Origin of the sequence: Streptomyces sp. WMMB 714, assembly GCF_900090125.1 — a bacterium.
Taxonomy (GTDB): Bacteria; Actinomycetota; Actinomycetes; order Streptomycetales; family Streptomycetaceae; genus Streptomyces; species Streptomyces daqingensis.
This window is the reverse complement of record NZ_FMHJ01000008.1, coordinates 282,538-305,252: the sequence shown is the minus strand read 5'-3', so window position 1 is coordinate 305,252 and position 22,715 is coordinate 282,538. Positions and strand designations below refer to the sequence as shown.

Here is a 22,715-nt window from a genome sequence, read left to right as displayed (position 1 = left end):
TCGTATCCCTGACCAACATCACCCAGTCCAGCGACCCGCACCGCATCTACGACCAGCTGCGCCTGCAGTACGGTCCCGTCGCCCCCGTGGAGCTGGAGCCCGGGGTCCGGGCGTGGCTGGTGATGGGCGTCGAGCAGCTGCGCGTCATCACCGAACGCGAGGCCTTCTTCTCGCGTGACGCGCGCAACTGGCGCGACCTCAACGACGGGATCGTCTCGCCCGATTCGGGTCTGCTGCCGATGATGGGCTACCGGCCCAACGTCATCGGAGCCGACCAGCAGGAGCACCGTCGCCTGCGGCAGCCCCTCGACGACGGCATCGGCCGCATCAACCACCGGGCGCTGCGCAGGCAGGTGCAGTACATCTGCCGTGAGCTGATCGGAACGTTCTCGCAGCAGGGGTACGCCGACCTCGTCGCCAACTACGCGGCGTACGTGCCGATGCTGGCCGTCGCGAGCCTCTTCGGACTCGACATGAGCCAGGGGCACGAGCTGCGTGCCGCCCTCATCGCGCTGTTCAGCAGCCAGACCGACTCGCAGGTCGGCAACCGCAGCTTCGAGCAGATCCTCTTCGACACGCTGCGGGAACGGCAGAAGAACCCCACCGACGACCTCACCACCGCCCTGATGAACCACCCCAACCTTCAGGACGACCCGGAGGTCCTGCAGTCGATGGTGGTGATGATCTCCGCCGGCAACGAGACCACGACCTGCTGGATCGCCCACACCCTCTACCGGATGATCACCGACACGTCGTTCGACGACCGGCTGCGCGGCGGCCGGCTCGGCGTGGACGACGCCCTCGACGAGGTGCTGTGGCGCGAGCCGCCCATGACGCACATGCCGGCCCGGTACGCCCTGCGCGACATCGACCTCGGCGGGCAGCCGATCAGGCACGGCGACGTCCTCATCCTCGGCCTGTCCGCGGCCAACTCGGACCACACGCTGGCCCCGCCCGGCAGGAAGCAGCCCAACAACCGTGCCCACATGGCCTATTCGGCGGGCCCGCACATGTGCCCCGCCCAGGACACTGCCCGCGTCATCACCCGGACCGCCGTGGACACCGCCCTGCACCTGCTGCCCGGCCTGCGGCTGACCATCAGCCCCGACGAGGTCACCTGGAACCCCTCGCCGTGGACCCGCTGCCCGGCCCAGCTGCCCGTCTCGTTCGCTGTCGTCCCGCACTTCAGCAGCCCCGCGTCCGACCGCCTTCGACCCGTTGGAGACCACGCATGACCGCCGACCAGGCACACACGTCCGGTGTCCCGCACCTCGTCCTCGACCCGTACGGGCGCGACCACCACGGAGAAGCGGCACGGCTGCGGGAGCGCGGGCCGGTCGTCCGCGTCGAGCTGCCGGGAGACGTCACGGCGTGGAGCGTCGCGCGCCACGACCTGCTCACGCAGCTCGTGATGGACCCCCGCATCTCCAAGGACTGGCACAACTGGGGCGCCATGCAGCGCGGCGAGATCCCCGACGACTGGCCGCTCATCGGCATGGTCAAGGTCACCAACATGGTGACCGCCGACGGGGCGGAGCACCGGCGGCTGCGCAAGCTCGTCAGCCAGACCTTCACGGCGCGCCGCGTCGAGGAACTGCGTCCGCGGACCACCGCGATCGTCGACCGCCTGCTGGACGAACTGCCCTCCCACGCCGAGTCCGACGGGACGGTGGACCTGCGCAGGCACCTCGCGTACCCCGTGCCGATGCAGGTCATCAGCGACCTCTTCGGCATCCCCGAGTACGAGCGCCCGGAACTGCGCGAAGCGGTCGACAAGATCTTCCGCTCGGACCTCGACCCCGAAGAGGTCGCCGCCAACCAGATCGCCGTCTACCAGCTCCTCGCCCGCGTCGTCGAACTGCGCGGCAGGGAGCGGGGCGACGACCTCACCAGCGCGCTCGTCACGGCGCGGGAGGCCGAGCCGGACGCCCTCACCCAGGAGGAGCTCGTCGGCACCCTCCTCGTGATGCTCTCCGCCGGGCACGAGACGACCCTCAGCCTCATCGTCAACGCCGTCCGCGCCCTGCTCACCCACCCCGGCCAGCTCGCCCTCGTGCGGAGCCGGGACGACCTGTGGCCCGCCGTCGTCGAGGAGACGCTGCGCTGGGACGCCCCCATCGGCAACTTCCCCTTCCGCTACCCGACGGAGGACATCGAGATCGGCGGCGTCGTCATCCCGGCGGGCGAACCGATCATGGCTCCCTACAGCGCAGTCGGCAGGGACACCGCGCAGCACGGGCCCGACGCGGGCAGCTTCGACGTCACCCGCGAACAGGAGCGCCATCTCGCCTTCGGCCACGGTGCCCACACCTGCCTCGGCGCGCCCCTCGCCCGTCTCGAAGCGGGCATCGCGCTGCCGAAGCTGTTCGCCCGCTATCCCGGACTGTCCCTCGGCGCCGACCCGGAGACGCTCGCCCCGGTGCCGTCGATGTTCTCCAACAGCGTCACCACGCTCCCCGTGAGGCTCGGCCCGGAGTCGTGACGCCCGCCACGCGCGGGCGGCCGGCCCGGCCGGCGGCGGGGGTCAGGCCATCCTGCACGTCACCAGCGTGTTGGGCTGTGCCGCAAGGTCCGCCATGACCGTCCGGTGGTAGTCGCCCCAGACGGCGAGGGCGCCGCCCAGCAGGGCGACGCCCGCGAGCAGCGCCGTCACGAGCCCGGCCCGGCCGGGGGCCTCAGCGGTTCCGCTTCCGGCGGACGCGCGCCTGCGGAGGACGAAGTAGAGAGCCACCGCGAGCACCGCGGCGATCAGGCCAGGGGCGCTGAGGACGTAGAGGTCCTCCGGCTGCGCGCGGCCCTCGCAGACCGCGATCGTCTGCTCCGACCCCTGCGTGAGCGCCGCGGTCACGCACACCGCCGAGACCGCGGTCAGGCCGACGAGGCCGGCGAGGCCTCCCCGCATGTTCCGTCGGGCCGTCGTCATCCCGTCCCCCTGCTCGTCCTCCGCCGGTCTCCCGCGACCTGCGACCGGGCGGTCGGCAGGTATATCACGCCGCACGCGCCGCCCTCCCCGGTGCCGTCGCCGCCCTGGAGCGCGCGGCGGGCCGGGCGTCGACGTCGGGGAGCCGCTGGGGCGCGTCCATGAGGCGTTCTTCGGCGTCCTCGCCCTGGAGTCGGACCCCGTCGACCGCGGCTGTGAGCGGGCGGGCCCGCCGTCACACGCTCGGAGCCGTCCGGGCGGCGTTGCGGCGCCGGGCTGCTCGGAACAGGTGCACGCTGCCCAGCACGGGCACCACTGCGGCGAGTACAGCGGTGACGGCGAACGGCGGGTAGCCGAAGTCGAAGGACATGTAGCCGAAGAACATCTCCAGTGCGTAGCCCACCACCAGGGCCGACACCGGGATCAGGGTGCCGAGGACGCGGTCGCGCAGGCCCCACTGCTTCGAGCTCCACAGCAGGGAGACGCCCACGACGGCGGCGACGAGGCCGACGGTGTGCAGTAGGGGCCCCACCGACCCCGACAGCGGCAGCAGTATCAGGACCAGCCCCGTCCGCAGGTCGCTCCCGGCGTGGAGGCGGTCCACGGCCGGGCCCGGGTCCTCGGCCACCGCGGACTCGACGATGGCGCGGGGCGTGCCCAGTTCGCCGAGTACCTGCCGCACGGTCTCGTCGCTCTCGTCCCCGGCCTCCGCCAGGGAGACGGAGATGTGCTCGGTCAGATCGGCGAGCAGCTCCTCGCGGCGGCCGTCGGGCAGCGCTGCGGCCTCCTGCTCGACAGCCGTCAAGTAGCTGCGTATCAGGGCGTGTTCACGGATTCTCATCGCTGGTCTCCAGGGGTTCGGCGAGGAAGTGGTCGACGGTGTCGCGGAAGTCCGGCCAGTACGTGGCGAATGCCTCGAGCGCGGCGTGGCCGCCGTCGGTCAGGGAGTAGTAGCGGCGCGGGGGCCCGGCCGCCGACTCCCGCAGCTGCGAGTCGACCAGTGCGTCCCGGCGCAGCCGCGACAGCAGGGGGTAGATGGTGCCCTGAGTGGTCGCCATGACGTGACCCGCGGAGAGCTGCTCCACCAACTCCACGCCGCAGAGGGGCCGTCCGCGCAGCAGGGCCAGTACGCAGTACTCCAGCACCCCCTTCCGCAGCTGGCTGGCCACGCGCCCGCCGTCCGCCTCGTTGCTTGCATTGCCAGGTACCATGCATTGCATGCTAGTGACGTCCGGGCGGCCGGACAACCGCCCTGTCCCGGTGAGCGCGCGCGGGGCCCGGGCCGGCCGTTTCCGTTCCGTCCGCTGTTTCCGCTCCGGTGCGCGGGCTACCCGGTCCGGGTCCCGGCGGGGGAGTCTGGAAGGAGGCGCTCATGGCGGAGACCCACGGACACGAGCGGGACGAGCTCTGGGAGGAGTTCCACGCCGTCGTCAACATGTCGTCCCGGGAGCTGGAGGAATGGCTGCGGACCCGGTCGGCCGGCCAGGACAGCGAGGAGCTTCCCGACCAGGCGGGAACCGAGAACGGGCGGCACGTGCTGAGGATCCTCGGCAAGCGCCGCGGCGACCTCAACGACGACGACGTCCGCGTCATGCGCAAGGTCGTCGACACCGTCACCGCCGAGCGGGGCGCCGACATGGAGCCCACCCCGGGCCAGCCGAACTGGCGGCATCGCCTGATGACGCTGGGGCACGACCCGATGAAGCCCGTGCGCGCGGACGCGGGTGCACGGGGGCGCCGGTGACGCACGGGCGGGGAGCGTCACCGTCGTACGCCGCGTACGACGGGGAGAAGCCGACTGGAAGCCGAGCAGCAGGGGCGGGCCCCGGGGGGCGGCAACCGCGCACGCCCCGGCGAGCGACGCCCTCGCGCCCGGAAGCAGGGCCCGGGCGGTCGGAAGGGAAGTCAGGTGGAGGCGCGGATTATCGGGCTGACGTGGTCACGGGCATGTGCTGCACTCCCCGCATGGAGAACCCCGGATTCCTCGAATGCCTCGACGCCGACTTCGCCCGCATGAAGGCCGCCGCGTCCCGTGACCTGACGGCCGCGGTGCCGACCTGTCCCGGCTGGACCGCGTCCGACCTGGTGCGCCACGTGGGCGAGGTGTACCTCCACAAAGCCCTCGCCATGAGGGAGGGCGTCGAACCCGAGCCGTGGCCGCCGCGCGAACTCGCGGAAGAGGAGCCGCTGACGCTCCTCGACCGCGCTCACGCGGAGCTCACCGGCGAATTCGCCGCCCGCAGACCCGGGGACCCCGCGGGCAGTTGGTACACCCCCGACCGGACCGTCGGCTTCTGGATCCGGCGGATGGCCCACGAGACGGCCGTGCACCGCATCGACGCCGAACTCGCCGCCGGCGGGCCCGTCAGCGAGACGCCGGACGGCCTCGCCGTCGACGGAGTCGACGAGCTGCTGCGGATCTTCGTCGCGTACGCGGTCGAGGAGTGGGGCGAGTACTTCACCGCGATCCTGTCCGGCTCACCGGGCCGTACGTACCACCTGCGCACGAGCGGAGCCGCCTGGCGGGTGCGGACAGGCCCCGGCCTCTTCGCCGTCGAGGGCGGACCGGGCGCGAGCGGCGGTGACGGCTCCGGCGGAAGCGCGGACGACCCGGCGGACGTGACGGTCAGCGGCGCGCCTTCCGCGCTGCTGCGCTGGGTGTGGAACCGCGACGCCGAGGGCGAACCGGGCGGCGTGGCGGTGGAAGGCGCCCAGGAGGCGGTCGACGAATTCCGCCGGTGCGTCGCCGTCGCGACCCAGTAGGGCGCCGCGGCGCCGCAACGAGGACGCCGACTCCGAATTCCGGAACGCATGAACTGCGAGACGCGGATGCGGAACGCCGGAACGCCGGGACTCGTCTTCCGGGGCTTTTATGCCGGGACCCCGTATGCGGGACGCCGGAACCCCGGAAGTGCCGGTGCGAGAAAATGAGGAAGCCGGGCGGGGCCGCCCCTCAACCTGCCTGTCCCGCCCGCTACTTCGCCTTGGAGACCACGGTCATGTGCACGGGCCGGTGGTCCGAGTGGAGCCGCTTCATGCAGCCCTGACTCCGCAGCGCCGTACGGGACTTGTCGAAGGCGAAACCGTCGATCCGTCCGCCCCGGGCACTGGTCCCGCTCGAACACGGCGTGCCCTGCAGCCAGTTGGTCGTCATCCCCAGGGCGCGGTTGACGGGGACCGGGCTCCACGGCTCGCGGCGCACGTCCAGGGGGTGGTTCCAGTCGCCGCCCGCGATCGGGTGCCTTCCCTTGCCGCGCAACTCCCGGACGAGCTTGCGGTAGTTGCCGTTCATCGTGATGTAGAGGTCCCGCATGGCCGGGTCGTTGCTCGCGTCCGGCGGGTAGTGCAGCCCGACAGCCGTGTACACGCGGTCCGTCCGGACGTCCTTGAGCGCCGCCCACAGCAGGTGGCGGTCGTACGCCTTGCTGCGGAACGCGACGCGCGACCCCTGCCCGAGAGGCCTGAACCTCTCCTTCCTCCAGACGACGGCGGAGGCGCCCTTCGCGCCTTCGGGTTGCAGGACCTTCCAAGTGCCCTTGCCGCTCACCCCGTCGACGATCTCCTTCACGTCGCGGTGGCGTACCTCCTGGAGCACCAGGACGTCGGGATCGGCCGACAGCACGTGCTTCACCTGGGCGCGTGCCTTCTTCGCGGAGAGAGTGAACGGCACGTTCGCCGTGACGAACTCGACCGGAGCGACCGCTGCCTTCTCCTCGCCGGCGGCGGGCGTCGCGGCGCCCGTGCCGGACAGCAGCGCACCTCCCAGCGCGGCGAGAGCCACGGCCGGCAACGCGATCCTGCGGACCGACGCCATGTCTTCCCCCTCGATGCCGATGCGGATGCCCATGCCGATGCCCATGCACATGCCGATTTCGATGCCCGAAGCAACCTAGCAACGGACGGCACGACGCACTGCCGTAACGGTCGACTGCCCGCGCCCGCAGGCTTCTTGGCGTGTGCGCCGTGGCACTCCCCGGTGGCCCACGGGCTGGACTCCCCGCCCACGCCCGCCCCGCGGGGAGACGGATCACGCCGTGCCGCGGCGGAATTCCAGGTCGGCGGACACTCGCGAGTAGCTGGTGCTGTGGCCGGGAAGGTTCACCGGCTCGCGACGCCCGGCACGGCACCTCTCTGCGTTGTCGGAGTCGCCCGAGTACACCCGGTACGAGGACGATCCTCCGCCTTGCGATGCACCGCACCGGACGCCGCGAGCTTCCCGGCAAACCTTCCCGGCCACAGCCCTGGTGCTGTGACCGGTGCCCGAAGGTAGCCTGCTTTTCCCCGGTGGGCCCGCTCCGCATCCGGTCCGCGCCGGTTCCTCCGAACGTCGCCAGAGGGAGTTCCGTTGAGCACCGAAGACTCCGCGTCACACGGCGCCGCCCGGCAGCCCGGGGAGGCGGACGCGGCATCCGCGGAAGGCATACCCGAGGCCGGAGCCGCACCTGGAGCGGAACCCGCACCTGGGGCCGAAGCCGGAACCGCGCCTGAAGCCGCCCCGGAGAACGCCCCGGACGGCCCGGAGAACGCCCAGCCGTCCGCACCTGGTTCCCCGGAAGGGCCCGGCCCGGCGGCCGTGCCGGATCAGGGGGAGGACGGCGCAGACGACGCCTCCGGGGACGCTGCCGCCCCGTCGCTCGTCCGTCCGTACGCCCACCTCCCGGCGCAGACGGTCGAGCCGCCCGCCGTCCCGAACACCTCCGCCTTCGACGCCCTCGACGAGGCCGACGCCCAGGACGAAGCGGGGGGAAGCGGCGCCGGCCGCCGCTCCATCGCCGCTCGGCGGCCGGTACTGACGGGCGCCGCTCTCACCGGTGTGCTGCTGCTCGTACTGGCGGCCGTGCTGTACCAGGCGGGCGGCTGGCCCTTCGGGCAGAGCGGCGACACGGCACCGCGGGCGGAGGCCCGGCTCCCCGCGGCCCCGCAGAGCCGGGCCCCCGAGACGGACGCACCGTCGGGGAAGAAGGAGGAGAAGGACGAGAAGCCCGGCCCCGCCTCCTCCTCGCCGAAGGCGGCGGACCCCGCGGAGAGCGAGTCCGGGGACGGCGCGAAGGACGAGGGAACCGGAGCGGACGGGAACAGGCCCCCCTCCGGCCCGCAGACCCCGGCCCCGGGCGGGGGCGGAGGCAGCGGCTGCGAGGCGTCCTGGCACGTGGACAGCCAGTGGGAGGACTTCACCGCCACGGTCCGGGTCACGAACACCACGAGTCGCCCCGCCCACGACTGGGAGGTCTCCTGGACCTGGCCGGACGGCAAGCGGTTCACGAAGACCTGGAACGCCGAGATCGAGCAGTCCGGCAACGCGGTCACCGCACGCAAGATCAGCACGAACCAGGCGATCGCCCCGTCCGGCGAGGTCACCTTCGGGTTCGAAGCCACCGGCAGCGGGAGCCCCGCACCGAGCCTGACCTGCCGCGTCCTCTGACCCCGGCCGCGTCCGCCCGCTCCGTCAGCCCCGGCTGACCGCCGTCAGGATCTCCGGAAGCCGGGCCGCCACACGCGGCGACGCCCCGCGCAGAGCGAGGGACGGTGCGGCGAGCCCGTAGAGGAGCCCGGCGGGCAGCACCGTCCACAGCCATGTGTGGCCGCCGGAGAGATGCAGCCAGACCGTCAGCGCGACGAGCGGAGCGCACAGCAGCACGCCCGCCGCCATGCCGCCGAAGATGCTGAGGTAGGCGAGAGAGCCCTGGCCCGGGGCCACGTTCTTGTGGCCGCTGTCCTGCGGGATGGAGTAGGGGAAGCGGTACGAGGTGAAGACGCCCGTGGCCAGCAGCGCACCGAGCAGCCCCAGGGCCAGGCCGAGGACTTCGGGAATCCTCTGCCACTGCCCCAGGAACCCGGAGTACGCCACCACGACCGCGGTGACGTACGGCACCGCCACCAGCGCGATCGCCAGCATCCGTCCCCGCAGTTCGGAGTAGGCGTCCCGCGCGGAGGAGATCGTCGAGGCGACCAGCCAGAAGCCCGAGTAGTCCTGCCCGAACTGGTTGTACATCTGGATGCCGAGCAGCCCGGCGACCCAGCAGGCGTTGTACGCGCTTCCGTTGCCCTGCGCCGCGAACACCACCGGGAGCATGAGCCCGACGCCCAGCGAAGAGGCCCAGCCCACCCTCGTCTTCGGGTCCCGCCAGGCGTAGCGCAGGACGCGCAGCATCACCGCGCCCGTGCGGTCCCGCGGCAGGAACCGGGCGAGCCCCGTGCCGCCGGTGCGCCGGCGCGCCTTCCCCGGCGCGGTCGCGGACTGGACGGTCGAGGCGTCAGGAGAGGTCATCAGCCGTTCCAGGCCGCCGTACCACCACCACAGCAGCGCGGCCAGCGCTGCACCGGACAGGGCGAGTTGAGCGGCGGCGGGACCGTACGCGCCGTCGCTCGCCGACTGCACCGACGCGACGGCCGAGGCGGGCGGCAGCCACGCCAGCACCCCGGCGACGGGCTCCAGGGCCGAGAGCCCGCCCTGTTCGCCCAGGCGCTGGACACCGAGGTTGAGGACCTGGATGCCGACCGCGATGAGCAGACCGCTGAGCAGCGCCAGGTCCCGGCCGCGGCGGCTGGTGAGCAGCCGGACGTTGGCGGTCGCCGAGGCACGTGCCAGCGCCACGCACACGAGGACGAGCAGCGGCATGGCGACCACCGCGACCGCCGTCGCCACCGCCCCGTGGGCGACGGCCAGGACCGCGCCGAAGGCGATCAGCACGGTGAACAGCGGCCCGATCCCGACGAGGGACGCGGTCAGCAGCGCCGGCATCAGCCGCCGGGCCCGCAGCGGGAGCATGACCAGGCGGGTCGGGTCGAGCGTCTCGTCACCGCCGGGGAAGAACAGCGGCATCACCGCCCAGCCGAGCGCGAGCAGCGCCGCCAGCGGAACGACGACGGCCCCGGCGTGCTCGTTGCCCCGCAGCACGATCAGCCCCAGAAGCTGGGCCGTGCCGAACAGCAGCACCAGCACGATCGAGGTGATGAAGGCGGCGGTGCGTCCGGAGGACTGGCGCAGACCGTTCCGCAGCAGCGACAGCTTGATCCGTGTGAACGTCCATGTGACGGACGGCGCCGCGCTCACTCGGCACCGTCCGGCCGTCCGGCACGGCCGCCCAGCCAGTCCAGGCCGTCCCCGGCGGCCGCCCGCTCGCGCGCCCCGACGAGCTGCAGGAACGCCTCGTGGAGCGAGTCCGCGGGGCCTTTCACCTCGGCGAGCGGACCGTGCGCGCGGATGCTGCCGGACGCCATGACGGCGACCCAGTCGCACAGCGACTCGACGAGCTCCATCACGTGGCTGGAGAAGACGACCGTCGCGCCGGAGCCGGTGTAGCGCTCCAGGACGGTGCGGATCGTCTGCGCGGAGACGGGGTCGACGCCTTCGAACGGCTCGTCCAGGAAGAGCACTTCGGGGTTGTGGAGCAGCGCGGCGGCGAGGCCGATCTTCTTGCGCATGCCCGTGGAGTAGTCGACGACCAGCTTGTGCTGCGAGCCGGCGAGGTCGAGCGTCTCCAGCAGCTGCGTCGCGCGCCGTTCCGCCTCGTCGCGGGGGAAGCCACGCAGCGCGCCGAGATGGGTGAGCAGTTCGCGTCCGGAGAGCCTCTCGAAAAGCCGTAGCCCCTCGGGCAGCACACCGATCCGCGACTTGACGTCCACGGGGTCGCGCCACACGTCGCGGCCGGCCACTTCGACGGTGCCGGAGTCCGGGCGGAGCAGACCGGTGATCATGGAGAGCGTGGTGGTCTTGCCCGCGCCGTTCGGCCCGACCAGCCCGACGAACTGCCCAGCGGGTATGTCGAGGTCGATGCCGCCGACGGCGACCTGCTCGCCGAACTGCTTGCGCAGCCCGCGCACGCGGACCGCCGCGTCGAAGCCCCCGCGGCCGGCGCCGTCGAGTTGCTGCTGAGGTTCCGGCACTGTCACAGCCATGCCTTCCTTCGCTCTCCGCGGACCCGTACCGGGTGATGCCGCCCGGCCGCCCCTTCGCGGCCCGGCGGCTCCGGCACCACGGGCGAGAGCCCGGGTCCTGCCCGTCTCCCGGTCACGCGTTCACCCGTCCGTCCGGACTCACACCGCACCGGTGCCCCGGCCGGACGCGGACGCCCTGGCCTCCGGTGGCCGGGTGGCTCCAGTATTCACAGGCGTCCACGGGGGCGGGCGCTGGGTGGGCGGATCGATACCGGGCCGACACCGGGGCGATCTCCGGCGCGCCCCCGGCGCGTTCCCGGCGGGTCCTCGGCGCGCGTGGGGGGAGCGGCAGGGGCGGCGCGCGCTGCCGTGACCGCCCGCTCCGTGCGTCACAAGCAGGCCGAAAGCCGCCGCGTCGACCGCGTCCTCCGTGGGGAGCCTCCCTCGTCAGCGCGACGATAGGAGGAGACCCGAACGTGGCCTTCGGCATCGAACGCTTGAAGACGGCAGTCGACAACCTCGCGGAACAAGTCCAGGCGCTCAGCGCGCGAGTCGAGAGTCTCGAAACCGCCAACCGACTCGAATCCCAGGAGACCCGAGACAGCGTCAACGGCTCCGTCAACCAGACCCACACGCTCCTCGACAGCGCTGTTCACGCGACCCGCCAGGACTTCGCCTCCCGCATCGAAGCCGTCCGCGCAGATGTCGCCCGGCTGCAACGCCCCGAACCTCCGCAACCGGCAGCGCCGCCGCCGTCGGCCGAGCCGCAGCCAGGACCCGACGCCGGAGGCGAACCCGGCTCCGAAGCGGAAACGGCGTCGAAGCCCGAACCGGAAACCGCCGAATCCGGCCCGCAGCCGGAGCCCGCGCAGGGACTGGGACGCGCTCGGACGACGGAGCCCGCCCAGACGACCGAGCCCGCTCGGACGACCGAGCCCGCTCGGACGACGGAGTCCGCCCAGACGACCGAGCCGGCTCGGACGACCGAGCCCGCGACGGCACCAACCGGCCACGAGCGCGAAGCCGGCCACGAACGCGAAGCCGGCAACGGGCCGGACGCCTGTCACGAACCGGAAGCCTGTCACGACGAGGAACACCTCGCGGCGCTACGGGCAGCCGCGAGGATCACCACCGTCCGGCTCGACTGCCACCGCGACCTCTGGGCGTTCCTCGTCGGTAAGGCGGCCGGCGCCGCGCACTTCCGTCTCCCCGGGGAAGCAGAGGACACCGGCAACGGCTGCTGCCGGGTAGCACTGTCCGGCCCTTCGCTCATCGCGGTCCTTACGGTCCTCCGGGAAGGACGCCGCTGCCCGTCACCCGGCGAGGATCCGGGCGACTGGGCCCAGGCCAAGGTCCTGTACGACTCGATCACGACGGCTCTGACGAAGCTCGAGGACGGAGCGCGGGCTAAGGGCGACGACCACGTCGACATCGCCATCGACCTCCGCAAACCCGCGCCCGCGCCCGCGCCCGCGGACGCACCCGCGGAGACCGACGCGGACGCCGACACGGACGAGGGCGAGCCCGCCGCCGACGACGACCGGCCCTCGGCGGACGGCGAAGAACCACCTGACGACGACCCCCAGGACCGGGACCGACCCGGCACCGACTGAAGCCGACCGCGACAGCCCCGCCACCGAGAGGTGGTGGGGCGTCGCCCCGCCCCGTCACATGAAGCGCAGGGTCCGGTCAGCCGCCGGATCCGGTGTCCTGCTTGAGCGCGGTGTCCACAGCGAGGGCCGTCGAGACGACCAGGCTGCGCAGCGGCTCTTCGAGCGGGCGGTGGACCTCCAGGACGTAGTTGTCCGCGGAGGTGAACGCCGCCTTGGCAAGTCCCGCCCACTTCTTGGTGATGCGGGCGACCTCCTTGCCGTCCTTGTCGGTGATGGAGAAGTTCCAGGCCCGCCAGTTCTCCGCCTGGAGGGTGCCGACCTGCCGTCCGCCCGCCTCCATCGAGAAAGCGATCTTCCCGAAGACGTTCTGCTGCACGATCTCCCCGACCTGCGATCCGTCGGGGCGTTCGACGACCAGCCGCGACTTCACGAACTTCCTCGGCCTCGTCAGGACGAGCTGCAGCGCGCCGGCCGCGTCCCGTACCTCGAGGCGGTGCGTGAGGTACTGGTCGACGTCGGTGAGGAACCGCAGCACCTTCTTCGCCTTGCTCTGGCCGGTCTGCACCACCGACCCCAGGCTCCTGCCGTCCTCGTCGAACACCTGGTACTCGTTGGTGAGTTCGACCAGCTTGCCCTTCTGGTTCACCACGACGACCGGGGAGTCGAAAAGTGTGCGGTCACTCGGTGTCACATGCTCTGCCGTCATGCCTGGGACCTTAGCGTCCGGCGCACGCGGTCACTTGGACAGCCGTTTGCTCGTGACCGGCGCCACGCTGAGCTCGACACTCCGCTTCCCGGCCGCCCGCCGCCGGACCGCCGCGGCGGCTCCGCGAAACCGCCGCGCCTCAGCACTGCCGCCTCAGCACTGCCGCCGCGCTCAGTAGTCGAGGGAGGCGGCCCAGTCGTCCCGGCCCCGGCGGGTGAGGTCCAGGACGTGCCACACGGGGCTGTACAGGTCGATGCCGCGCTGGTCGATGTCCTCGGACATCCGCGGATGCACTGAATAGAAGTGCCGCACGGCCCCGTCCTCGTCGCGCGTGAACACCGACACCGTCGAGTCCTGGGCACCGTCCGCGTCCTCGCTCCCCAGGTCGTACTTGAACGACCCGGACCCGGCGCTGAGCAGCCGCAGGTTCCTCCACCCGCGTGCCCGGGCGTGGGCGCGCAGCTCGGGCAGCCCTGCCGCGGCGACGACCGCGAGGTCCGCGTTCTGCGTGACGTGTCGGGCGACCCCGTTCAGCCCGTCGAGCCACATCGTGCACATGGGGCACGGCTCGGTCTGCCGCTTGCCGTACATGAAGTGGTAGACGATCAGGTCGCGTCCGGGCCCGCCGAACAGCTCGCTCAGGCGCACGGACCGCGCAGGCGCGTCACCTTCCGACAGGTCGGCGGGGCCTTCGTCGAACGCGTAGTCGTCGACGACGGGGCCTTGCGGCATCCGCCGCCGCAGCTCGGCGACCCGCTCCCGCTGCCGCATCAGCTCGATCTCCGCACGCTGCAGCTCCTCGCGGGCGCTGACGTACTCGGGCGGTTCCTTCAGGTTGGTCTGCCGCATCGCTACCCCCGGGGTGGGCTGCTGCCGTCTGCCGTCTGCCGTCTGCCGTCTGCGATCTGTCATCGGACATCTGTGATCTGTCATCTGGCGTTGGCCGTCTGTCATCTGTCATCCGTCACCCACCACCTCACCCACCACCCGTCATCCGACCGGCAACGCCAGGTGGGGGCCGGGTGTCCGCAGGCAGGGAAACTACGCCGCCCCTCCCGGGCCCACCCACCGGACCACGGGGGCGCCGTCCCGGCGGGCGGAGACACACACCGGCGCTGTGTGGCGCTGTTCTGTACGGGCACGACGGAAACGCGAGGATCGTCCCGGGGGCCGATACTGGGACAGGCACCGCGGGTGCCGCCGTCGGACCCGGTGGGAGTCGCCGCCGGGCGGCGCCCGGGGGCCGTCCCGGGCGGCGCTGCCCGTGGTTCCGCCCGGAAAGCACGAGGTGGTGGTGATGGAGGCGTCGCTGTTCAGCGAGGGGCCGGAGGATCCGTTCGCGGTCGGTCCCGCGGCCTCGGCCGTCATCGACGTGCACGGGACGGTCGTGGGGTGGAGCGAGCGGGCCGAGGAGCTGCTCGGCCACGCTCCCGCGGACGTGCTGGGCCGCCCCGCGTACGACGTCCTGACGGACCCCGCCGATCGTGACACGGTCATGGCAGCCGTCGCGCAGTGCACGCGCGACCGGAAATGGTTCGGCGTCGTGCCCGTGCGGACCAGCGACGGCCGCCGGGTGGAGATGGGGTGCCGTGCCAGGGCCGTTCTGCGCCCCGACGCCACCCACGAGTGGTTCCTCGTCGGCTCGCCCGCCGAGGAGGTGCTCCAGTGGGAGACGGAGCGCTCGCTCCTGTACGGACTCTTCCGGAAGTGCCCGATCGGCCTGGCGGTCTTCGCCCCGGACCTGAGCATCCTGCGGGTGAACCGGGCGATCGCGAAGTTCAGCGAGGTCTCGGCCGCGGAGCATCGGGGGCGGCGCGTCGGCGACTTCCTGCTCCGGCCCGATGCGGACGCGGTCGACGCGCAACTGCGGGAGGTGCTGGACTCGGGACGGTCCTCGCTCTTCGCCGAGCAGCTCTGCCGGACCAACTCCGACCCGGCGAGGGAGATGCTCGTGTCGGTCTCGGCGTTCCGCATGCAGGACCCGGCCGGCCGGGTCTTCGGTGTCGCCCAGACGGTCGAGGACGTCACCGAGCGCTACCGCGCCCGCCAGCGGCTGGCGCTGCTCAACGAGGCCAGCGGCCGCATCGGAACCACTCTGGACGTGGCGAGGACCGCCCGTGAACTCGCCGAGGCGGTCGTGCCCGAGCTGGCCGACTGCGTCTCCGTGGACCTGCTGGAGCCGGTGGTCCGCGGAGACGAGCCCGTCAGGGGGGCGTACGGGCCGGCGCGCCGCATGGCGGTCCACTGCGTCCAGCCGGAGATGCTGCAGGTCATGGCCCCGGTCGGCGACGTGATCTCCTTCCCGCCGCGCTCTCCGCACCTCCAGTGCGTGTTCGAGCAGCGTCCCGTTCTGGAACCGCGTCTGCACGACGGGCTTCCGTGGCTCGCCGCCCGCCCCGAACTGGCCGCGCGGGCGCTGGGCCTGGGCGTCCACTCGCTCATGGTGGTGCCGCTCGCCGCCCGCGGGATCGTGCTCGGGACGCTCGGCCTCTGGCGGTCCCGGCGGCCCGCCCCGTACGAGGAGGACGATGTCACTCTCGCGGAGGAGATCGCCTCCCGCGCGGCACTGTGCATCGACAACGCCCGCCGTTACACCCAGCAGCAGCAGGCCGCGCTCACCCTCCAGCACAGCCTGCTGCCGCACGACGTCCCCGGGCATCCGGCGGCCGAGATCGCCCACCGCTACCGTCCGGCCGACCCGGCCTCCGGCGTCGGCGGCGACTGGTTCGACGCCATCCCGCTCTCCGGGCTCCGCATCGCCCTCGTCGTCGGCGACGTCGTCGGCCACGGCACCCACGCCGCGGTCACCATGGGGCGGCTGCGCACCGCCGTGCACACCCTCGCCAACCTCGACCTCACGCCGGACGAGGTGCTCGCCCATCTCGACGACCTCGTCGACCGGCTGGCCGCCGAGCGGGAGACGACCGACGCGCACTCCCCGCAGCTCGTCGGCGCGACCTGCCTCTACGCCGTCTACGACCCGGTCTCGCGGATCTGCACCCTGGCCCGGGCGGGCCATCTGCCGCCCGCCGTCGTCACCCCGGGCGGCGAGGTGAGCGTCCCCGACATCGCGGCGGGCCCGCCGCTCGGTCTGGGCGGACTGCCGTACGAGGCCTCCGAGTTGGAGCTGGAGGAGGGGAGCGTGCTGGCCCTGTTCACCGACGGCCTGGTCGAGGCCCGGCGGCGGGACCTCGACGACGGGATGGCCCGGCTGCGCGGTGCGCTCGCCGGCACCGGCCGCACGCTGGAGGACACCTGCACCGCGGTGGAGGAGGCGCTGCTGCCCGAGGGCCCCACCGACGACGTGGCGCTCCTCCTCGCCCGTACCCGAGCGCTGACGGAGGAGAAGGTCGCCACCTGGGAGCTGTCCGCGCACTCCACCGCCGCCGCCCGTGCGCGGGCGCTGGCGGCACGCCGGCTCGCAGAGTGGGGACTGGAGGAGATGTCCTTCACGACCGAGCTCATCGTGAGCGAACTGGTCACCAACGCGTACCGCTACGCGGACGGACCGATGACGCTGCGTCTCATCCGGGACAGGGACCTGATCTGCGAGGTCTCCGACACCAGCAGCACCTCGCCCCGGATGCGCCGCGCCCGCAGCACGGACGAAGGCGGCCGCGGCCTCTTCCTGATCGCCCAGCTCGCCCAGCGCTGGGGGACGCGTTACGTGCGCGACGGGAAGACGATCTGGGCCGAACAGCCGCTCACTCTCTCCACCCCCGCGCTGCCGCCCGACCTCGCCGAAACGCTCTTCGACGGGACGGAGCAGCTCCAGGGCTGAACCGCCGCGAGCGCAACTCGCCGACGTCGGCCGCGAGTTGTCCCCCTTGGCCGGGCCGGTCGCTTGACCCTGCCCTGGGGGGAGGCCGCAGTGTCACCGCGTCGGGATTCGCCGGGGCGGCACGGCTCGCCCCCGAACGGGGACGCCTTCATGTCGGACCTGTGGGACGAGTACAACGTCGCCGCCGCCCAAGCCCTCGGCACGCGGGGCCACTTGTTCCCGCACGACGCGGCGGCGGTCCCGCCGCGTCCACCCCGGCCCGGTACGGCCCGGTACGGCTCAGCCCTGGGCGCGGCCGGCGATCACCTGCCGAGGAGCTTGTCGATCTCGTCGAGCTGGGACCGGGTGAGCGGCCCGTAGCCGACCGCCGCGACGTTCTCGCGCACCTGCTCCGGCGTACGGAACCCGGGGATCGGGACGGTGACCTCGCTGCGCGCCCACACCCAGGCCAGCGCGCCCTGCACGAGCGACCGGCCCTCGCTGGTGAGGACCTCGCGGACGCGCGCGATGCGGTCCAGCCAGCCGTCCATCGCGCCGGCCTGGAAGTAGGTCCAGTGCGGGGTCACCCGGCGCACGTCGCTGTCCGCCAGATCCCGGGGCGCGCTGTATTTTCCGCTCAACAGACCCATGGCCAGGGGGCTTCGGCCGAGGCTCGTCACCCCGGACGCCGCGCAGACGTCCAGGAGCCGGTCGTCCACCCCGAAGACGTTGCACTGGTGCTGCACGGTGGCGCAGCGCTCTCCCGCGGCGAACACCTCGACGATCGCGGGGTCGTCGATGCTCGTTCCGTAGGCCCGGATCAAGCCCTCGGCGACCAGTTCCTCGAAGACGGCGACGACGTCCTCGGCCTGCTGCGGCGTCTCGGCACCCGCGTGCAGCTGGTAGACGTCCACACGGTCGGTGCCCAGCCGCCGGAGGCTGCCGCGCACCGCCTCGCGCAGATACCGGCGGCCGGCGTCCGCGCCGCTGCCCGAGCGGGACTCCTCGTCGAACAGCAGCCCGCCCTTGGTGGCGATGCGTACTTCGTCCCGTACCGAGGCGAGAGCCCTGCCGAGAACACGCTCGCTGTGTCCGCAGCCGTAGACGTCGGCCGTGTCGAAGAGGGTCACGCCCGACTCGAGCGCGGTGCGGACGGCGCGGACGGACTCCTCGTCGTCCACCTCTCCCCAGCCCGCGGCGGCTCCGTCGAAGGTCCAGGGGCCGCCGATCGCCCAGCAGCCCATGCCGATGGGCGGCAACTCGCTGTCGAGACGGCCGAGTTCGCGCGTCCACGTCATCGGAACTTCCCCCTTCGCTGCCGCAGCAGGTGTACGTGAGTGAATCGATCTACTAAATTGATACAGAAGCCCCTCCGAAGGCGTCAAGAGGGTTCGCGGGACCGGCCCCGCTGCTTCCACCCACCCTTCGATCGCACCGCGATATGCCCCGTGGCCTGCTCTTCCCCGCGCCGATGGCAGGTGGGGCGGTCGCAGCCCCCTCACGGGCGGTTGACAGGGTCACCGGCGGCCTGGACTATATCGATCTAGTAGACCGATTGATTGAACTCGACCGAGGGGGATCGCTATGTTCGAAAGCATGGCCGGCTCTTTAGCGCGGAGCGCGGTGGAAGGCGTCGCGAACTCGGCGCTGCCGCACGCCCCGACGCAGGACGACCCAGCTCCCGAGCGCCGCGCGCCCGTCGCCCGCCGGGAGCAACGGACCATGCGGTTCCGGCTCGCCCGCACGCTGCGCTCACTGGCGGACCGGCTCGCTCCCACCTCGTAGTAAGCACACATGACATGCAGACAAGAAGGGCCGGCGCCGGCTCACGAGTGACACTCCAGACGGTCGCGGACCTCGTCGGGGTCTCCCGGGCCACGGTCTCGAACGCCTACAACCGGCCCGAAAGGCTCGGCGCCGAACTGCGGGAGCAGATCCTCGACGCGGCGCGCCGACTCGGCTACCCGGGCCCCGACCCGGCGGCCCGGCAGCTCCGGCTCGGCCGCTCGGGCATGGTCGGCCTGCTGTTCACCGAGCCGCTGTCCTACGCCTTCTCCGATCCTGCCGCGGTGCTCTTCCTGGGTGCCGTGGCCCGCGAGTGCGAGACGGCCAACGCCGGCCTGCTGCTGCTGCCTTCACCGCCGAACTCCGACATGGCCCGCACACTGCGGCAGGCAGTCGTCGACTCCATGTGCATCTACTCCATGCCGGAGGACCACGAAGCGGTGCAGGCCGTGATGGAACGGCAGTTGCCGACCGTCTTCGTCGACCAGCCGCGCATCCGCGGAACCGCCTTCGTGGGCGTCGACGACCGGCACGGCGGACGTCTCATCGGTGAGCACGTCACCGCGCTCGGACACCACGACGTGGGCATCCTGACCCCGCGGCTCCTCGCCGACGACTACGTGGGCCCCGTCGGCGACGACCGGCTCGCCGCCAGCACGTTCCGCATCTTCAAGGAACGCTTCAGCGGCATCCGCGACGCGCTCCGCCACGGCCCCCTCCCCGACGTCCGCATCACCACCCAGGAACGCAACAACACCCCGGAGGACGGGGAAGCAGGCGCACACGTCCTCCTGGACAGCGACCCCCGGCCCACCGCCATCCTCGGCCTCACCGACCAACTGGCCCTCGGCGCCCTCCGCGCGGCCCGCGCCCGCGGGCTCTCCGTACCCGGCGACCTGACGCTGACCGGCTTCGACGACATCCCCGAAGCGGCCACCTCGGACCCGCCGCTCACGACGATCCAGCAGCCGCTGGTGGAGAAGGGCACAGCCGCCGGCCGCCTCCTGCTCGACCTCCTCCAAGGCGGCCCCGCCAAGGAGGAGATGCTCAACATCCGCCTCGCGGTCAGGGAGTCCAGCGGGCCGGCGCGAGGGGCCTGACCGCCCCGGAGCGGTGCATGCGGCGCGGGACGGTGTACACGGACGCGGCGGTGACTCCTCTGTGAATCCCCGCCCGTGCCACTTCCTGCCGGATCGCAGGCTGAACCGTGAACGGTCGGAGTGCCGGCGGAGGCATCCCTAAGCGCGAACGTACTGCGCTGTCAGGCGGGCGGCCTCGCTGCGCAGCTCCGTGCCGAGCGCGTACAGCTCGCGCTGATGCCTGGTGCGCCGGGCGACCGCGGCGGCAATGACGCACGCCGTCATGAGGGAGAGCACTCCGAGTTGCCCGGCTGCCGCAGTGCCGAGGCCGTGAACCGCCACTGTCCGGGCCACGGCCGCCAGCGGCAGGAACGCGGCGGTCGGGACCAGCACGACAACCCATCGCCGTTCCCTGCGGATCGCGTTCCTCCACGTCAGCGTGGAGGAACGCTGGACCAGCCGGTCGCCCACCTCTGCGATCACGTCCAGACGGCTCCTCGCGCGGTCCAGCTCGACCGCGGGCAACGATGAAGCGTTGTCGAACGTGCGGCGTGCGTCGGCGAGTTGGAGGCGCCAACGCGCACGCGGTACGGGTCTGGGCAGGGTCCCGGTCGCATCCTGGAGGTGGAAGCGTCCCAGAGCGACACCGATGACAGCGACGGTCACCAGGCCGCTGAAGCCCGCGATTCCGCCCTCGCTCATCTGATTGATGCCGTAGCCGGCGACCAGGCCGACCGTGAACGTCGCCATCGGCGTTGCGAAGTGACTGATGTATAGAGCGCCGGGTAGCGCATGCAGCTTCCGCTCCGTGTCCGCGATCTGTTCGCGGAACAACAGCCGGACGCACTCGCTCACGAAGAAGGCCGCCACGAAGGCGACTTCGGCCATTCCCACGGCGAGGAACCAGAGGGGCGCCTCCATGCTCGTGAGTGTAGCGATCCGATTTGCGTCACCCCGTGCGTGCCGGTGAGGTGCTCGTCGGCTCGCGGACGGTCGTGCCCGTCCGTGCCCGGGAACGGACCGTGCCGGGCCCCACAGGTCACGTCAGGCGGCTGAGATGGGAGATGCGCCGGGCGGTTGCGAGCAGCGCCTGCATCCGCGAGCCGAGCTGGTCGGGATCGGTCAGGGGCTTCGCGAACGGAAGCCGCGCATCGCGGTGGCCGCGGGGGTACTCGAGGCGCAGCGTCACGCCGTACCGGTCCAGCGCCGCGGGAAGTGCACGCAGTACGCCCGTGTCCGGCTGGGGTTCCACGAGGCGCACGAGCTGGGAGACGAAGTCACTGTGGCCGTCCGCGAGGTGGGTGAGCATGCCGGCCTCACAGGTGGCCAGGGGGTCGGGTGCCGCCTGCTGAAGCTCGTCCAGTGTCACGAACGTACGGCCGCCGGGGTCTTCGAGGACTGCTTGGCCGAACTCCATGCAGATGCTCCCGGCTCGCTCGTCGTACGGGCCTGTCAGCAGCCCGGTCAGGGTGACTCGGGCCCGCAGCCGGTCCCGCAGCGGGGTGGGCGCGATGTCGGTCAGCTCCAGCCTCACCGGGAGGCACGGCCGGTCCGACGGGGACGCCGCGCCGGAGGGCGCGTGCAGGTGGATGTGGCCGTTCGTGCCGGTGTCCTGGAGCCGGTGCACCTCGGTGTGGAGACCGTCGCTGACCAGCGTCATCGAATGGGCCGCGGCCAGGATCGACCGCATGCGTTCGGCGGAGGTCGGGCGGGTGGGGCGGGCGCGGAAGGGGCGCATCGAATTTCTCCCATGAAGCTGGACGGAGAGACGCGAGACAGCGTACTTAGGTGAGGCTAACCTAACTTAAGCTGGATGTCGCGGGTCATCCGGCGATCACGTGAGGGGGTGTGTCGCCGTCCCGAGGGGTGCGGACGGGGCGCGGGTCGACTCGTCCGGAGCGCATCACCGGTCAGCCGGCCCACAACTCGCTTGCCCGCGTGCGTGTTCGCGCGGAGATCCAGTCCGGGGGAGTGCAGACGATGGGAATAAGGTTAGGCTAACCTAACTGTACGTTCGCCGAGGAGGCAGGTGTGGAGCACGACAGACCCGCAGGACGCGGGGAGTTCGACGGCCGGACCGCACTGGTGACAGGGGCGGGCAAGGGCATCGGGCGAGCCGTGGCCCGTGCACTCGCGGAGCGCGGCGCCGGCGTCGCGGCCGTCGACATGGCCACCGAGGCGCTCAAGTCGCTCGAGGAGGAACTCGGTTCGGCAGGGCTCACCGCGCACGCGGCCGACGTCGCCGACAGCGCCGCGGTGGACGCCGTCGTGGAGAGCGTCGAATCCCTGAGGGGCCCCGTCGACTTCCTGGTGAACGTCGCGGGGGTCCTGACGACCGCACCCGTCACGGAGTTCACCGACAGCGACTGGGAGCGGACCTTCGCGGTCAACGCGGGCGGTGTCTTCCACACGTCCCGGGCTGTCGCACGCCGCATGGTGGCGCGGGGCGCGGGCAGCATCGTCACCGTCGCGTCCAACGCGGGCGGTGTGCCCCGCACGGGGATGGCCGCCTACGCCGCATCCAAGGCCGCAGCCACCCACTTCACCAAGTGCCTCGGACTGGAGCTCGGGCGTTCCGGGGTGCGCTGCAACGTCGTCTCACCGGGATCGACGGACACCGAGATGCAGCGGCGCCTGTGGGACGGCGACGAGCCGCCGGCCAACGTCCTCCAGGGCGACCTCCTCACGTACCGCGCCGGGATCCCCCTCGGGCGCATAGCCGACCCCGAGGACGTGGCCGAAGCCGTGCTCTTCCTCCTCTCGGACAAGGCCCGGCACATCACCATGCACGACCTGTACGTCGACGGCGGAGCGACCCTGCGCGCCTAGAGACCCCGGGCGCCGTCCGCTCCCGGACGGCCGACCGGGTCAGAACCGACTTCGAATCCCCACACCTCCGGCACCATCCGTGCCGAGAACGGAGCGACCGGTGTCTTCCGACATCACAGACCGCGGGTGCCCAGCTGCGACGAGC

At 72.1% G+C, this 22,715-nt stretch carries 20 protein-coding genes and 1 pseudogene; 10 read left to right on the top strand and 11 right to left on the bottom strand.

The genetic code is table 11. The annotated features are described in order from the left end of the window. The first annotated feature begins 8 nt into the window (after window positions 1-8). Together H181DRAFT_RS17195 and H181DRAFT_RS17190 are read left to right on the top strand one after the other, a co-directional pair. The gene (locus H181DRAFT_RS17195; protein WP_107068787.1) at window positions 9-1,235 is read left to right on the top strand and encodes a cytochrome P450 family protein; all 1,227 of its coding nucleotides are present in this window, start codon (window positions 9-11) and stop codon (window positions 1,233-1,235) included. Then, window positions 1,232-2,482 (top strand): cytochrome P450 family protein, encoded by a 1,251-nt coding sequence (locus H181DRAFT_RS17190; RefSeq protein ID WP_045865346.1) that lies wholly within the window; start codon window positions 1,232-1,234, stop codon window positions 2,480-2,482. The genes H181DRAFT_RS17195 and H181DRAFT_RS17190 overlap by 4 nt, the downstream gene beginning before the upstream one ends. A gap of 42 nt (window positions 2,483-2,524) precedes the next feature. Here H181DRAFT_RS17190 and H181DRAFT_RS17185 read toward each other — a convergent pair whose 3' ends face one another. The 3 genes from H181DRAFT_RS17185 to H181DRAFT_RS17175 all read right to left on the bottom strand — a co-directional run bounded on the left by H181DRAFT_RS17185 (window position 2,525) and on the right by H181DRAFT_RS17175 (window position 4,131). Further along, complete coding sequence (locus tag H181DRAFT_RS17185) at window positions 2,525-2,923, bottom strand: hypothetical protein (protein WP_045865345.1); 399 nt, start codon at window positions 2,921-2,923, stop codon at window positions 2,525-2,527. Between the two features lie 232 nt (window positions 2,924-3,155). Then, the gene (locus tag H181DRAFT_RS29970; protein WP_052708620.1) at window positions 3,156-3,761 is read right to left on the bottom strand and encodes an HAAS signaling domain-containing protein; all 606 of its coding nucleotides are present in this window, start codon (window positions 3,759-3,761) and stop codon (window positions 3,156-3,158) included. Then, window positions 3,748-4,131 (bottom strand): PadR family transcriptional regulator, encoded by a 384-nt coding sequence (locus H181DRAFT_RS17175; RefSeq protein ID WP_045865344.1) that lies wholly within the window; start codon window positions 4,129-4,131, stop codon window positions 3,748-3,750. The genes H181DRAFT_RS29970 and H181DRAFT_RS17175 overlap by 14 nt, the downstream gene beginning before the upstream one ends. A gap of 161 nt (window positions 4,132-4,292) precedes the next feature. Here H181DRAFT_RS17175 and H181DRAFT_RS17170 point away from each other — a divergent pair, with 161 nt between their 5' ends. Together H181DRAFT_RS17170 and H181DRAFT_RS17165 are read left to right on the top strand one after the other, a co-directional pair. Beyond that, entirely contained in the window at window positions 4,293-4,664 is a 372-nt protein-coding gene (locus tag H181DRAFT_RS17170) for a DUF3140 domain-containing protein (protein WP_045865343.1), read from the top strand. 221 nt (window positions 4,665-4,885) lie between these two features. Further along, complete coding sequence (locus H181DRAFT_RS17165) at window positions 4,886-5,683, top strand: maleylpyruvate isomerase family mycothiol-dependent enzyme (RefSeq protein ID WP_045865442.1); 798 nt, start codon at window positions 4,886-4,888, stop codon at window positions 5,681-5,683. 211 nt (window positions 5,684-5,894) lie between these two features. Here H181DRAFT_RS17165 and H181DRAFT_RS17160 read toward each other — a convergent pair whose 3' ends face one another. Next, on the bottom strand, window positions 5,895-6,785 hold the full coding sequence (locus H181DRAFT_RS17160) for an endonuclease/exonuclease/phosphatase family protein (RefSeq protein WP_045865342.1): 891 nt from the start codon (window positions 6,783-6,785) through the stop codon (window positions 5,895-5,897). A gap of 480 nt (window positions 6,786-7,265) precedes the next feature. Here H181DRAFT_RS17160 and H181DRAFT_RS17155 point away from each other — a divergent pair, with 480 nt between their 5' ends. After that, complete coding sequence (locus H181DRAFT_RS17155) at window positions 7,266-8,342, top strand: cellulose binding domain-containing protein (protein ID WP_045865341.1); 1,077 nt, start codon at window positions 7,266-7,268, stop codon at window positions 8,340-8,342. Between the two features lie 24 nt (window positions 8,343-8,366). Here the strand turns inward: H181DRAFT_RS17155 and H181DRAFT_RS17150 are convergent, their stop codons facing one another. Together H181DRAFT_RS17150 and H181DRAFT_RS17145 are read right to left on the bottom strand one after the other, a co-directional pair. Beyond that, window positions 8,367-9,974 carry a hypothetical protein gene (locus H181DRAFT_RS17150; protein ID WP_045865340.1) on the bottom strand — a complete coding sequence of 536 codons (1,608 nt, stop codon included), beginning with the start codon at window positions 9,972-9,974 and terminating at the stop codon, window positions 8,367-8,369. After that, window positions 9,971-10,819 (bottom strand): ABC transporter ATP-binding protein, encoded by an 849-nt coding sequence (locus H181DRAFT_RS17145; protein WP_074467907.1) that lies wholly within the window; start codon window positions 10,817-10,819, stop codon window positions 9,971-9,973. The genes H181DRAFT_RS17150 and H181DRAFT_RS17145 overlap by 4 nt, the downstream gene beginning before the upstream one ends. A gap of 455 nt (window positions 10,820-11,274) precedes the next feature. On the opposite strand from H181DRAFT_RS17145, the gene H181DRAFT_RS17140 reads away from it, so the two are divergent. Then, window positions 11,275-12,411, top strand: a complete 1,137-nt coding sequence (locus tag H181DRAFT_RS17140; protein WP_052708619.1) for a hypothetical protein — start codon at window positions 11,275-11,277, stop codon at window positions 12,409-12,411. A 76-nt stretch (window positions 12,412-12,487) separates the two neighbouring features. Here the strand turns inward: H181DRAFT_RS17140 and H181DRAFT_RS17135 are convergent. Continuing rightward, a pseudogene (locus H181DRAFT_RS17135) lies at window positions 12,488-13,084 on the bottom strand (LURP-one-related/scramblase family protein); the annotation flags it as partial. Between the two features lie 204 nt (window positions 13,085-13,288). Next, entirely contained in the window at window positions 13,289-14,029 is a 741-nt protein-coding gene (locus tag H181DRAFT_RS17130; protein WP_254666883.1) for a DUF899 family protein, read from the bottom strand. A 385-nt stretch (window positions 14,030-14,414) separates the two neighbouring features. Here H181DRAFT_RS17130 and H181DRAFT_RS17125 point away from each other — a divergent pair, with 385 nt between their 5' ends. Beyond that, window positions 14,415-16,898, top strand: a complete 2,484-nt coding sequence (locus H181DRAFT_RS17125) for a SpoIIE family protein phosphatase (protein ID WP_045865439.1) — start codon at window positions 14,415-14,417, stop codon at window positions 16,896-16,898. A gap of 302 nt (window positions 16,899-17,200) precedes the next feature. Here H181DRAFT_RS17125 and H181DRAFT_RS17120 read toward each other — a convergent pair whose 3' ends face one another. Beyond that, window positions 17,201-18,175 carry an aldo/keto reductase gene (locus H181DRAFT_RS17120; RefSeq protein ID WP_045865337.1) on the bottom strand — a complete coding sequence of 325 codons (975 nt, stop codon included), beginning with the start codon at window positions 18,173-18,175 and terminating at the stop codon, window positions 17,201-17,203. Window positions 18,176-18,473: 298 nt separating this feature from the next. Here H181DRAFT_RS17120 and H181DRAFT_RS29195 point away from each other — a divergent pair, with 298 nt between their 5' ends. Together H181DRAFT_RS29195 and H181DRAFT_RS17115 are read left to right on the top strand one after the other, a co-directional pair. Continuing rightward, on the top strand, window positions 18,474-18,662 hold the full coding sequence (locus H181DRAFT_RS29195) for a hypothetical protein (protein WP_175439789.1): 189 nt from the start codon (window positions 18,474-18,476) through the stop codon (window positions 18,660-18,662). A gap of 47 nt (window positions 18,663-18,709) precedes the next feature. Beyond that, the gene (locus H181DRAFT_RS17115; RefSeq protein WP_052708617.1) at window positions 18,710-19,762 is read left to right on the top strand and encodes a LacI family DNA-binding transcriptional regulator; all 1,053 of its coding nucleotides are present in this window, start codon (window positions 18,710-18,712) and stop codon (window positions 19,760-19,762) included. Window positions 19,763-19,900: 138 nt separating this feature from the next. On the opposite strand, the gene H181DRAFT_RS17110 is transcribed toward H181DRAFT_RS17115, so the two are convergent. Beyond that, window positions 19,901-20,662 carry a hypothetical protein gene (locus tag H181DRAFT_RS17110; RefSeq protein ID WP_045865335.1) on the bottom strand — a complete coding sequence of 254 codons (762 nt, stop codon included), beginning with the start codon at window positions 20,660-20,662 and terminating at the stop codon, window positions 19,901-19,903. Window positions 20,663-20,780: 118 nt separating this feature from the next. Further along, window positions 20,781-21,479, bottom strand: coding sequence for a DUF2470 domain-containing protein (locus tag H181DRAFT_RS17105; protein ID WP_045865334.1), 699 nt, complete (start codon window positions 21,477-21,479; stop codon window positions 20,781-20,783). 293 nt (window positions 21,480-21,772) lie between these two features. On the opposite strand from H181DRAFT_RS17105, the gene H181DRAFT_RS17100 reads away from it, so the two are divergent. Then, complete coding sequence (locus H181DRAFT_RS17100; RefSeq protein WP_045865333.1) at window positions 21,773-22,570, top strand: 2,3-dihydro-2,3-dihydroxybenzoate dehydrogenase; 798 nt, start codon at window positions 21,773-21,775, stop codon at window positions 22,568-22,570. The last annotated feature ends 145 nt before the right edge of the window (window positions 22,571-22,715 follow it).